The sequence below is a fragment of the Nitrincola nitratireducens genome (assembly GCF_000585235.1).
In the GTDB taxonomy this organism is placed as follows: Bacteria; Pseudomonadota; Gammaproteobacteria; order Pseudomonadales; family Balneatricaceae; genus Nitrincola; species Nitrincola alkalisediminis.
The window spans coordinates 18723-30236 of the sequence record NZ_AONB01000028.1 but is presented as its reverse complement, the minus strand read 5'-3'; the positions used below and the strand labels follow the sequence as shown (position 1 = coordinate 30236).

The window sequence follows — 11514 nt, the reverse complement described above, 5'->3', positions numbered from 1 at the left end:
TTTTGCCTAGAGAGTACTTTAACCTGAATCATGCTTGAACCTAGAGAGCAGGTTAAACTGGCGAGTATTTAAAACCTGTATACTCGCTGTTTGCTTCTGTACTATACGCCCATCATTCGAGTTGGAGAGCACTATGAGTCGCCAGATTTTTTGTTGTAAGTATCAAAAGGAAATGGAAGGACTGGATCGCGCACCTTTTCCAGGTCCCGTAGGTCAGCGCATTTTTGACAGTGTATCCAAGCAGGCATGGCAAGAGTGGACCGCGCATCAAACCATGTTGATTAATGAAAAGCACTTAAACATGATGGATGCGCAAAACCGTAAGTACCTGCAGGAACAGATGGATAAGTTCTTAACCGGAGATGATTACGAGAAAGCAGAAGGCTACGTCCCGCCTAGTGAAGCATCGTCTGACAAAGACTAGCGTGACATGTAATCGCTAGAGTTAGATTCGCGCTGTCATGCGTTACCTTAACAGCGCGAATCAAAACCGATTATTCCTGAACCGGTTGGCGACGTTTTTCTTCCGCCCGACGCATCCAGAACCACGCCAAGAACGCCACGATTGAAACAGCTAAAATAATCAAGGTTGCCAAGGCATTGATCTTGGGCGATACACCTAAGCGAACCGATGAAAACACCACCATGGGCAATGTGGTCGCACCTGGCCCTGACACAAAGCTCGCAATCACCAAATCATCCAGTGACAAGGTGAACGCCAACAGCCAACCAGAGATGAGGGCAGGGGCAATCATCGGTAAGGTGATCAGGAAAAAGGTTTTGAAGGGAGTTGCGCCCAAGTCCATGGCCGCCTCTTCAATTGACAAATCCAACTCCCGTAAGCGGGATGATACGACAACGGCAACGTAGGCACTGCAGAAGGTCGTATGTGCAATCCAAATCGTCGCCATACCTCGATCTGCAGGCCATCCAACCACCTGCGCCATATGCACAAAGAGCAACAAGAGCGATAGCCCTGTGATCACTTCAGGCATAACCAAAGGTGCCGTTATCATACTCGACAGCATTGTACGCCCACGAAAGCGGCTGAAGCGCGTCATCACAAAGGCAGCAAGCGTCCCTAAGCATACGGCCATAGACGCGGAGTAAAATGCGATACGCAAACTCATCCACACTGCTGAAAGGAGTTGTTGGTCGCGAAACAGCTCAGCATACCAATGGGTCGAAAATCCAGCCCAAACCGTTACCAGCCGTGATGAGTTAAATGAATAAATCACCAAAATGATCATCGGCACGTATAAAAATAACAAGCCAAGAATCAGCATGAGCGTCGAAAACCGAATTTTTAGGAGCTTAGCCATTCTTTTCCAACTCCTTTGACTGATAGCGGTGGAACAGCGTAATGGGGATGATCAATAGAAGTAACATCACAATCGCTAAAGCCGATGCCACTGGCCAGTCACGGTTATTGAAAAACTCCTCCCACAGGACTTTACCAATCATAAGTGTATCTGGACCGCCCAACAGCTCGGGGATCACAAATTCGCCGACGGCTGGGATAAACACCAACATAGAGCCTGCAATAATGCCGCCCTTCGACAGGGGGAGGGTAATTTTCCAGAAGGTGTTTACTGTTCGCGAGCCTAAATCTGAAGCCGCCTCAAGCAAACTGGTATCGAGCTTTACCAAATTTGCATACAAAGGCAAAATCATGAAGGGCAGGTAGGCATAGACAATGCCGAGGACAACTGCAAAATTGGTATTCATCATCCGCAAGGGTTCTTTAATGACGCCGAGCCAAAGTAAAAAGTTGTTCAGTAAACCCTGATTGCCCAAAATACCCATCCAAGCATACACACGAATGAGAAAAGAGGTCCAAGACGGCAGCATAATCAGCAACAGCAATACCAGCTGCAACTGCAGAGGTGCTCTGGCAATGGCATAGGCCATCGGATAGCCAATCAATAGACACACTAGAGTTGATATAAACGCAATTTTCACTGAGCCCCAATACGCCGCGACATATAAGCTATCGGATGCTAAAAACAGGTAGTTCCCAAAATTTAAAACAATATTTAAGGTTTCATTGATATAACTAAAAACAGGTTGATAAGGCGGTACTGCAATGAGCGCAGACGAAAAACTGATCTTAAGCACCAGTGCAAAAGGCAATAAGAAAAAAAGTAACAGCCAAATAAATGGGATACCAAAGACCACCGTTCTTCCGCTGGGAAGCCTAGACCGCAGCTTACGTAATACTTCAGGCATACATCCTCCGCAGAATCATCAATGCCATAGCACCATAGGACTATCGGCTTCCCAGTACACATAGACCGGATCATCCCAAGTTGGGCGCTCACCGCGTCTTTCGGTATTCGCCATACTGGCCTGCACCAACTTGCCTGAAGGCAGTTTCACGTAGTACACCGAGATTCCGCCAAGATATGCGATATCGTGAACAGTACCCTGAGCACAGTTCTTCGACGTATCCTCTGGCGCGTCTGCACTCACAAGTGTTTTTTCAGGGCGCAAGGCCACCAGTGCTTGCATGGTTTCAGCAGGGGTCGTCACACCGCGATCAATAAACACGGGGGCCGCAAAGTCTGGGCACGAAAGCGTCAAACTGTCAGATTCATCCTCAAGTATCGAGCCTTCAAAAATATTCACACTGCCAATAAACTCGGCAATCATGCGACTGTTCGGGCTCTCGTAAATATCCACAGGCGAGCCCACCTGTGCAATCCAACCCTCGGACATAATGGCAATACGATTGGCCATGGTCATGGCTTCTTCTTGATCATGAGTAACAAGAACACAGGTCACGCCGACCTTCTCAAGAATATCCACAACCTCTAACTGCATTTCCGTACGCAGTTTTTTATCCAGGGCTCCCATCGGCTCGTCTAACAGCAACAGCTTCGGACGCTTTGCCAAGGATCTCGCCAAAGCAACTCGCTGGCGTTGACCACCCGACAGCTGGGCAGGCTTTCGCCGTGCATATTTTTCCATTTTCACAAGCTTCAGCATTTCATTGACACGCTGCTGAATCTCGCTTTTGGGCATTTTGTCTTGTTTCAAACCAAACGCTATGTTTTGTTCCACCGTCATATGCGGAAACAAAGCATAGGACTGAAACATCATATTAATCGGACGCTCGTAGGGAGGTAGATGTGTAATATCACGACCGTCCAGTATTAATTTGCCGTCACTCGGTTTTTCAAAACCCGCCAACATCCTTAACAAGGTTGACTTACCCGATCCAGACCCACCCAACAGTGCAAAAATTTCGCCTTTTTTAATGTCAATGCTGACATTGTCTACGGCCAACACATCATCAAAATACTTACTGATGCCTTGAATCTGCAGCAGTACTTCAGACTCCGTATTTTCCGCCATGGTTTTTTTTAAGGCTCCCACTGCTCCTGGCATTGGACGCTACTCCCTAATCAGAGAAAAACAGAAAACGTCCGCTGGAGGGTATCCACCAGCGGACGTCAGTTGATTAACGACCAGATTTAACTCGATTCCAGCTACGTGTAATCACACGCTGTGTATCCAGTGGACGCTCTTTGGCAATAAACAATTTTTTCATGACGTCATCAGATGGATAGATGGAGTCATCTCCAAGAACCTCTGGGTCAACAAACTCATCCGCTGCTTTGTTTGGGTTGGCGTACATCACATAATTGGTGATGTCGGCAACGATTTCTGGCTCTAAGATGAAGTTAATAAAGGCATGCGCATTGTCGTAGTTTGGTGCACCTTTTGGAATCACCATCATGTCAAACCACAATGCGGCACCTTCTTTAGGGATGCTGTACTCAATCACCACACCGTTATCGGCTTCATCAGCACGATCTGCGGCCTGCAAAATATCACCCGAGTAACCCGCCGCCACACAGATATCACCATTGGCAAGATCAGAAATGTAACGAGACGAGTGGAAGTAAGTGATGTGAGACTGCACAGCACTGATCACGTCCGCACCTTTATTGATGTCGGCCGCATCGTTGCTGGTTGGATCGAGCCCCAAATACGCCATGGCGGCTGAAATCATCTCATCACCCGAGTCCAACATGGTAATGCCGCAACCACCAGCGGCCAACTTCGCCGTCACTTCTGGATCAAACAGCAATGCCCAAGAATCAGTGGGCGCATCTTCCCCTAAAATCGCTTCGATACGGTCAACATTGTACCCAAAGCCATTGGTGCCCCACATATACGGGATTGAGTAAGTGCTGCCAGGGTCAACCGCCTCTAGCTGTGCCATCAAATCTGGATTCAGATTGTCTTTATTCGTTAGTTTCGAATGATCAATCGCCTGAATGGCTTCTGCTTTTATATACTTAGTGACGTAATGGTTAGACGGCATCGCCAAATCGTAACCGGACCGACCCGATAACAACTTACTCTCTAACACCTCGTTGCTATCATAGACATCATAAATAACCTTAATGCCCGTTGCGGCTTCAAACTTTTCGATGGTGTCTTCGGCGATATAATCTGACCAGTTATACACACGAACTTCTTTAGCCTGAACGGCGGTTGCACCCATGGCAACGGCTACGGATGCTGCTAACACACTGAGTTTATACTGTTTAATCATGTCTTAACCTCAAATTCGAAAGTGGCGGCGAAAATGGCGGGGCATTTTCATCACTTTTATGTGTTTTTAAAATAGCTTTTTACATCTTTTTCAAAAAAACGTCGTTACTCACAGACTAAACGCTTAACAACAAAAACTCACGCTCCCAGGAGCTAATGACTTGTTTGAAGTTTTCATGCTCAACGCGTTTCACCGCGATGTAGCCCTGCACAAAATGACTGCCTAAATACTCTTCTACAATTTTGCAGTTTTCCATACGCTCTAGTGCAGCCTCTATGGTGATAGGAAGGCGTAGGTTTCTGCGCTCGTAGGCTCTTCCTTGCACAGGTGCTGACGGGTTGGTTTTCTTAACCATACCCAAATACCCGCAAAGCAAGCTGGCCGCAATCGCCAAATAGGCATTAGCATCCGCGCCAGGCAAGCGATTTTCCACTCGACGATTTTGTGCATCCGAATCCGGAACACGAAGCCCACAGGTTCGATTTTCTAAACCCCATTCAACGTTCACAGGTGCCGATGTATCCGGTAAGAATCGACGAAAAGAGTTCACATTCGGAGCTAACAGGGGCAGAACTTCTGGTATGTACTTTTGCAAACCACCGATATGATGCAAAAACAACTGACTCATGGTGCCATCTTCATTGGAGAATACGGATTTACCCGTCTTTAAGTCCACGACACTTTGGTGCAAATGCATAGCACTGCCCGGTTCATTTGAAATAGCTTCGCCATGAAGGTAGCAGCAACGTTATGCTTTAAAGCCGCTTCACGCATCGTGCGCTTGAAAACAAAGACATGATCAGCAATGGCTAAGGGGTCACCGTGACGGAAATTAATTTCCATTTGCGCGGTTCCTTCTTCATGGATCAGTGTATCAATTTCAAGCCCCTGCGCCTCGCACCAGTCGTACATATCCTCGAATAAAGGATCAAATTCGTTGGCAGCATCAATCGAAAAAGACTGACGACCCGTTTCCTGTCGACCAGAGCGTCCAATTGGCGGTTGTAAGGGTAAATCGGGATCTTCACAACGCTTCGTTAAATAAAATTCCATTTCGGGCGACACGATCGGCTTCCAACCCTGCTCTTCATACAACCGGAGTACGCGCTTTAATAGGTTGCGAGGTGAAAGGTCTATCGGATTACCAACACGGTCATAACAATCATGAATGACCTGTGCCGTAGGCTCCTGCGCCCAGGGAATCAAAAAAATCGCGTCTGGATCAGGATGACAGATCATATCGATATCGGCGGGATCCAAAAGCGAGTAATACACATCATCATCAACAAAATCGCCTGTTACGGTTTGCAACAGGATACTTTCGGGCAAACGCATACCCTTTTCCGCAATAAACTTGGAAACGGGCGCAATTTTACCTCTAGCAATACCATTAATATCGCTGACAACACATTCAATTTCAGTAATATTGTGTTCTTTTAGCCAGCTTTCTAGGTCTTTCATAACGAACCTGTGTTATTGAGTTAATGTCTCAGTTTGTACGGGATACTTGGCGAGCTCGGCAGGCATCACCAAATGCTTTAAATATAGCGCGATAGAACGGAAAGTCACCCACTTGATCTTTTTCTGGATGCCATTGCCATTCTGGATGCCACTGTACCGCTAACGCAAAGGCTTTTGCATGATCAACCGAAAATGCTTCAACTAAACCATCCTCAGCTTTCGCTTCAATACTCAGCCCTGGCGCCAACTGGTCAACACCTTGACCGTGCAAGGAGTTGACTCGAACCTGACTAGACTCAGGCCAAATCGAGGCCAGTAAACCACCTTTTACGATTTCAATCGAGTGGGCTAAGGCGTTGTATTGTTGATCAATGCTGGCCTGTTTATCTTCACGATGATCAATATACTCTTCAAGATCATGCACTTTTTGATGAAGTGTGCCGCCCAACGCGACATTCATCTCCTGAAAACCACGGCAAATCCCCAATACAGGCACGCCAGCATCAATGGCTGCACGGATCAAGGGTAAAGTTGTGGCATCACGCTTAGGATCATGCTCCGAATCGGCGGCACTGGGCGCTCCTTGATAATGGTGCGGCTCTATATTCGACGGTGAACCCGTTAATAAAAGGCCGTCCAATAACGCGACGATCTGCTCGATAGGTAAGTCATCCCCTAGAGCGGGAATGACCATAGGCATTCCACCCGCACCTTGAGCAACCGATTGCACATATTTTTCACCGACAATAAAAAAGGGATGTTTTCCAGGCAACCATTGGCTACAGGCATTCACCCCTATCAACGGGCGTTTCGCGATACTCGTGCTCATTTTAAACAACCTGACTTTTCAGCTATATGACACATCATAAATGACTTACCTAATTATCTTACGTTTTAACGTTCCTGTGAGCGCTTATCAAGCCTTTAGGCAGGTTATACGCAAGTTTTTTAACACTTGCCTTAACAAGGGGCAAGAAAAGTACGCAAGCCCTAAAAGCGGGCATTTCAACGACTTATTGACAGATGTCTCATTATAGAATTTACTCCATATGAACTCTGTTAGGTCATCCATTCATACCAGAGAAAAAACAACAGCAAAAAAGGTTACCCTTATGGGCTCAGATTTAGAAAACGCCAAAGCCTTTGTGCAGGCGCATCCTGAACTTCAATTTGTCGATTTGCTGATTGCCGATATGAACGGCATTGTTCGTGGCAAACGCGTTGATCCCAGTGCTATTGAAAAAGTATTCGAGAAAGGCGTCGCACTGCCTGCCTCAATTTTCGCACTCAACATTCAAGGCACCACCGTAGAAGAAACCGGCTTAGGACTGGAAATAGGGGAGGCTGACCGTATTTGCTTACCCATTCCAGACACGCTCAGCATGGAACCTTGGCAGAAGCGCCCAACCGCGCAGCTGTTAATGACCATGTATGAGCTGGATAGGCAGACACCCTTCTTTGCCGACCCACGCGTGGTTCTGCAACGCGTGGTTAAGCGCTTTGAGGAGTTAGAGCTGACGCCTGTCACTGCCTTCGAATTAGAGTTCTACTTAATTGATCAGGAAAACCTGTCAGGCCGACCACAGCCCCCGAAATCACCCACATCCGGTAAGCGTCCTGCCAGTGTGCAAGTCTATTCAATTGATGATTTAGATGAGTATGCTGACTTTCTCGCCGATGTCTTAGATGCCGCACATGAACAATCCATTCCGGCTGATGCACTTGTCGCCGAATCCGCTCCAGGGCAATTCGAAGTCAATCTGCATCACGTCGATGATCCCGTTAAAGCGTGCGATCACGCAACACTGCTGAAGCGCTTAGTAAAGAACATGGCCTACGACCATGAAATGGACACCACCTTCATGGCCAAGCCATATCATGACCAATCCGGCAGTGGCATGCATGTGCATGTCAGCTTGGTTGATAAGGATGGAAAAAATATTTTTGCAGGTGATCCTGAACAACCCAATGATATGTTGCGCTGGGCGATTGGTGGCCTACTGGCAACCATGAATGATGCCATGGCTGTTCTCTGCCCAAATATCAATTCGTATCGTCGCTTCAGCCCGGAATATTACGTGGCCAGCGCACCGACTTGGGGCGTGGATAACCGGACAGCTGCATTACGCTTGCCAGGAGGCGATCCAGAGGCATTGCGTATCGAGCACCGAATCGCAGGAGCTGATGCCAATCCCTACTTGCTGATGGCCGCTGTTTTATCTGGGATACATTTTGGCATTACCCATAAAATCGAGCCACCGCCTATGACCGTTGGCAATGCGCATGAACAACATGAGCCTTCCTTGGTCAACAATCTACGTGATGCGTTGCGTGAGTTTGAAGACTCTCCGGTTATGCTTGAGTATCTTGGCTATAAGTTCATGCAAATCTTTGTTGCCTGCAAAGAAAATGAACTCACCGAGTTCGAACACACCATCTCTGATCTCGAATACCTTTGGTATTTACACACAGTTTAATCCGCAAAAAGGGTTTAAGCTCAGGTACACTTGGGCTTAAACCTGATAATCTTGGGAAGTTTTATGTCCAACTTTCAAGAACACACCGCCTCATGGTACGCCGCGTCTCGCAAACATCATCAAACTTGGCCGAAGCTTGAAGGTCACCACGACACCCAAATTTGCGTTATGGGTGGCGGTTATACGGGGATCAATACAGCAATCGAGTTAGCTGAACGTGGCTTTAAGGTCATATTGCTAGAGGCCAACCGCCTAGGTTGGGGAGCGTCTGGTCGTAATGGCGGTGAACTGATTCGTGGCATCGGCCATTCTCTTGACCAGTTCACCAACTGTATTGGACAAGAGGGCGTCTTAGCCCTAAAGAAAATGGGGTTCGAGGCTCTGGAAATTGTCAAAAACCGGATTAGCCAGTACCAAATTGAGTGTGATTTACACCTAGGCTATGCCGATCTAGCCACCCATCATCGACATTTACCGGATCTTGATAATGAGCTAGAGGAGTTAACGCAACTCGGCTACCCTCATTCTATCAAGCGCCTTGATGTTCACGAACTCAAACGCGAAGTCGTTAACTCTTCCTTTTACACGGGCGCACTGCTTGATGAAGGCAGCGGACATCTGCACCCACTCAATTTACTGCTGGGTGAAGCCGTCATTGCAGAGCAACTGGGTGTGCAGATATATGAGCAATCCGAAGTCCTGCGAATTGAAAAGGGTGATCGTCCTCGCGTTATGACCCGTGAGGGCGTTGTCATCTGCGATCAACTCATATTAGGTGCGAACGCCTACCTCAACCCAGAGCTTGATCACTGGCTTGGCGGCAAAATACTGCCCGCAGGAAGTTATTTAATCGCAACTAAGCCGCTTGATCCCGCCTTATGCGAATCCCTGATGCCCAAGCGCCGTGCTGTCGCCGATATGCGCACAGCCTTGGACTACTATCGCATCAGTGCCGATCACCGCCTCATTTTTGGTGGACTCTGTACCTATACGGGTAAAGATCCAAAAAATATTGCTGAAGCCCTCAAGCCCAATATCCAACGCGTATTTCCTCAGCTTGAGCCACTCACAATTGCTTACCAATGGGGAGGGATGATCGGTATTGGAGCGAACCGTCTGCCGCAAATCGGCCAACTTCCCGACTGCTCGTCGATTTTTTATGCACAAGCCTATGCGGGCCATGGCGTCAATGCGACACATCTAGCCGCAAAACTTTTAGCGGAGAAAATATCAGGACAAAGCGAGCGTTTTGATTGGTTTGCGAAGGTGCCGCATATGACGTTTCCCGGTGGGCGCCGACTGAGAGCCCCCTTACTGGCCGCTGGCATGCTCTGGCATAAATTGAAAGATGCCTTTTAAAACCGATGAAGAGGGGCTCAGATGAGCCCCTAATCGTTGCTCGTGCGTTTACGCCAGCTCAATCCACGTCGCTTTTAACTCCGTGTACTTATCAAAGGCATGTAAGGATTTATCCCGGCCATTACCGGACTGCTTAAAACCACCAAAGGGCGCTGTCATGTCGCCACCGTCATAGTGATTGATCCAGACACTGCCCGCCCGAAGGGCTTTAGCCGTTTTGTGGGCTTTATTAATATCGGATGTCCATACGGCAGCCGCAAGCCCAAAAATCGTATCATTGGCAATGCGCACCGCTTCTTCCGGGGTATTAAAGCTAATAACAGATAACACGGGACCAAATATTTCTTCAGCAGCGATTTTCATCTCATTGTGGACATTATCAAACACCGTGGGTTCTACATAAAATCCACCAGTTTCTGGCAGCACCTGCTTGCCACCTTGAGCAAGCGTCGCCCCCTCTTGCTGCCCAGAGTCAATGTAGGACAATATACGCTGTAACTGATCGTGATCCACAATTGCACCACAACGGGTTTGCGGATCAAGCGGGTGACCTGGCTGCCAACGCTTTAACGCAGCGATAACTCGGCTGACAAACTCATCTTTAATACTGGCCTCAACCAATAGACGCGAGCCCGCTGTGCAAACCTCACCTTGGTTATAGGCGATCGCGGACGCCGCTTCAGCTGCCGCCTTATCTAAATCAGGAGCATCGGCAAAAACAATATTTGGACTTTTACCGCCAGCCTCTAACCATACGCGTTTCATGTTTGATTGACCGGCATAAACCATCAATTGCTTTGCAACACCTGTTGAGCCAGTAAAGACTAAACAATCCACATCCATGTGCAGCGCCAACGCCTTACCCACAGTGTGACCATAACCTGGCAAAACATTGAAGACCCCTTCAGGAATCCCTGCTTCAGTGGCCAAAGCGGCCAAACGTAGGGCGCTTAAGGGGGATTTTTCTGAAGGCTTTAATATAACGGAATTGCCCGTTGCCAAGGCGGGTGCGAGTTTCCACGCAGCCATAATTAATGGGAAGTTCCAGGGTACGATCGCCGCAACAACCCCTATCGGCTCCCGGGTAATCATACCAATTTGATTGTGTGCCGTGGGTGCTAGCTCGTCATACACCTTGTCGATGGCCTCAGCTGTCCAGCTAATTGCACGCGCCGTCGCTGGGATATCGCCTCGCAGTGCATGGTTAATTGGCTTACCCATATCCAAGGTTTCCAAAAGCGCCAGCTCATTGCGATGTTCAAGCACCAGCTCGGCAAATTTAAGCAACACTTGCTTGCGTTTAGCCGGCGCCATCCGACTCCAAACACCTGACTCAAAGGCCTGACGAGCCACACTCACCGCCAAATCCGCATCATCTTGATCGCAGCTAGCGACTTGAGCGAGTAAACGCCCATCTATAGGACTAAAACAGTCAAATGTCTTACCACTCACCGCAGGCTGATAGCGGCCTTGAATAAATGCCTGGCCTTGAATCGTGAGTGTCAGTGCCATTTCTTGCCATTGTTCACGCGTTTCAGGAGTTGACATAGGTACCTCAATTATCCTCAATCGTTGATTCGGATCACCAAAGCAAGAAAGGATAAAAAATTCGGCTTTCTTGTTTGATTTCTCTGACATAGACTTAAGAAT

Annotated in this window: 9 protein-coding genes and 1 pseudogene; 3 read left to right on the top strand and 7 right to left on the bottom strand. The window is 47.9% G+C overall.

The genetic code is table 11. The features are described 5' to 3' along the window. The first annotated feature begins 133 nt into the window (after nucleotides 1-133). Complete coding sequence (locus D791_RS17400) at nucleotides 134-424, top strand: oxidative damage protection protein (RefSeq protein WP_036514383.1); 291 nt, start codon at nucleotides 134-136, stop codon at nucleotides 422-424. A gap of 70 nt (nucleotides 425-494) precedes the next feature. On the opposite strand, the gene D791_RS17395 is transcribed toward D791_RS17400, so the two are convergent. The 6 genes and pseudogenes from D791_RS17395 to D791_RS17370 all read right to left on the bottom strand — a co-directional run bounded on the left by D791_RS17395 (nucleotide 495) and on the right by D791_RS17370 (nucleotide 6857). Then, nucleotides 495-1322, bottom strand: coding sequence for an ABC transporter permease subunit (locus tag D791_RS17395; protein ID WP_036514379.1), 828 nt, complete (start codon nucleotides 1320-1322; stop codon nucleotides 495-497). Beyond that, nucleotides 1315-2229, bottom strand: coding sequence for an ABC transporter permease subunit (locus D791_RS17390; protein ID WP_036514377.1), 915 nt, complete (start codon nucleotides 2227-2229; stop codon nucleotides 1315-1317). Before D791_RS17390 ends, D791_RS17395 begins: the two co-directional genes overlap by 8 nt. Nucleotides 2230-2247: 18 nt before the next feature. Then, on the bottom strand, nucleotides 2248-3390 hold the full coding sequence (gene potA / locus D791_RS17385; RefSeq protein ID WP_081763943.1) for a polyamine ABC transporter ATP-binding protein: 1143 nt from the start codon (nucleotides 3388-3390) through the stop codon (nucleotides 2248-2250). A 73-nt stretch (nucleotides 3391-3463) separates the two neighbouring features. Continuing rightward, on the bottom strand, nucleotides 3464-4567 hold the full coding sequence (locus tag D791_RS17380) for a polyamine ABC transporter substrate-binding protein (protein ID WP_036514374.1): 1104 nt from the start codon (nucleotides 4565-4567) through the stop codon (nucleotides 3464-3466). Nucleotides 4568-4682: 115 nt separating this feature from the next. After that, nucleotides 4683-5806 (bottom strand): annotated as a pseudogene (locus D791_RS17375) (glutamine synthetase family protein). 250 nt (nucleotides 5807-6056) lie between these two features. Next, on the bottom strand, nucleotides 6057-6857 hold the full coding sequence (locus tag D791_RS17370; RefSeq protein WP_036514371.1) for a gamma-glutamyl-gamma-aminobutyrate hydrolase family protein: 801 nt from the start codon (nucleotides 6855-6857) through the stop codon (nucleotides 6057-6059). A 283-nt stretch (nucleotides 6858-7140) separates the two neighbouring features. Between D791_RS17370 and D791_RS17365 the strand changes: the two genes are divergently transcribed. Both D791_RS17365 and D791_RS17360 read left to right on the top strand, forming a co-directional pair. Next, nucleotides 7141-8505: a glutamine synthetase family protein gene (locus D791_RS17365; protein WP_036514368.1), complete on the top strand. Its 1365-nt coding sequence runs from the start codon at nucleotides 7141-7143 to the stop codon at nucleotides 8503-8505. A gap of 63 nt (nucleotides 8506-8568) precedes the next feature. Beyond that, nucleotides 8569-9864 carry an NAD(P)/FAD-dependent oxidoreductase gene (locus D791_RS17360; RefSeq protein ID WP_036514365.1) on the top strand — a complete coding sequence of 432 codons (1296 nt, stop codon included), beginning with the start codon at nucleotides 8569-8571 and terminating at the stop codon, nucleotides 9862-9864. Between the two features lie 48 nt (nucleotides 9865-9912). On the opposite strand, the gene D791_RS17355 is transcribed toward D791_RS17360, so the two are convergent. Further along, nucleotides 9913-11412, bottom strand: coding sequence for an aldehyde dehydrogenase (locus tag D791_RS17355; protein ID WP_036514362.1), 1500 nt, complete (start codon nucleotides 11410-11412; stop codon nucleotides 9913-9915). Between the last annotated feature and the right edge of the window lie 102 nt (nucleotides 11413-11514).

Bases quoted from the DNA above. Each gene is read 5' to 3' on its own strand.
- D791_RS17395 (WP_036514379.1), bottom strand. From the start codon at position 1,322: ATGGCTAAGCTCCTAAAAATTCGGTTTTCGACGCTCATGCTGATTCTT.
- D791_RS17380 (WP_036514374.1), bottom strand. From the start codon at position 4,567: ATGATTAAACAGTATAAACTCAGTGTGTTAGCAGCATCCGTAGCCGTT.
- D791_RS17390 (WP_036514377.1), bottom strand. From the start codon at position 2,229: ATGCCTGAAGTATTACGTAAGCTGCGGTCTAGGCTTCCCAGCGGAAGA.
- D791_RS17365 (WP_036514368.1), top strand. From the start codon at position 7,141: ATGGGCTCAGATTTAGAAAACGCCAAAGCCTTTGTGCAGGCGCATCCT.
- D791_RS17355 (WP_036514362.1), bottom strand. From the start codon at position 11,412: ATGTCAACTCCTGAAACGCGTGAACAATGGCAAGAAATGGCACTGACA.
- potA (WP_081763943.1), bottom strand. From the start codon at position 3,390: ATGCCAGGAGCAGTGGGAGCCTTAAAAAAAACCATGGCGGAAAATACG.
- D791_RS17400 (WP_036514383.1), top strand. From the start codon at position 134: ATGAGTCGCCAGATTTTTTGTTGTAAGTATCAAAAGGAAATGGAAGGA.
- D791_RS17360 (WP_036514365.1), top strand. From the start codon at position 8,569: ATGTCCAACTTTCAAGAACACACCGCCTCATGGTACGCCGCGTCTCGC.
- D791_RS17370 (WP_036514371.1), bottom strand. From the start codon at position 6,857: ATGAGCACGAGTATCGCGAAACGCCCGTTGATAGGGGTGAATGCCTGT.